Origin of the sequence: Mesorhizobium sp. M7A.F.Ca.US.005.03.2.1, from assembly GCF_003997795.1 — a bacterium.
Lineage (GTDB): Bacteria > Pseudomonadota > Alphaproteobacteria > Rhizobiales > Rhizobiaceae > Mesorhizobium > Mesorhizobium ciceri.
In genome coordinates this window covers 1-404 of record NZ_RZRP01001642.1, presented here as the reverse complement: position 1 = coordinate 404, position 404 = coordinate 1, and the positions used below count along the sequence as shown (strand labels likewise).

1 pseudogene is annotated in these 404 nt (G+C 63.1%); it reads right to left on the bottom strand.

Going from position 1 to position 404, the window contains the following annotated elements:
• Window positions 1-59: 59 nt before the first annotated feature.
• Window positions 60-404 (bottom strand): annotated as a pseudogene (locus EN991_RS39595) (DNA-3-methyladenine glycosylase); the annotation flags it as partial.

Sequence of the window (404 nt, the reverse complement as noted above, 5' to 3'; positions counted from 1 at the left end):
GCGGATTGTCGCGTCGCTGAAGCGCCAAAAATGCATGATTTTTATGATTTTTCGCGGATTCAGGCCGGCGGCGCGGCGTCCCGCCCTCTGGTTTCACGATAATAGGACCAGAAAAGCCGCGATGCGACACCTCGCCACGGGCTCCATGATTCGGCCAATGCGATCAGCGTTTTCTCAGGCGGACGCGGCTCGATGCCGAGCGCGTGGCCGACCGCGCTCTGCAGCGCGACATCACGCGCGGGGAAAATGTCGGGGTGCCCGGCAGCAAACAACAGGTACACTTCCGCAGTCCACGGGCCGATGCCGGACACCGCCGTCATCGTCGTGATCGCCTCCTCGGCATCGAGCGAACAGAGGTGATGCAGGTCGAGGCCGAGGAGGCGATCACGACGATGACGGCGGTG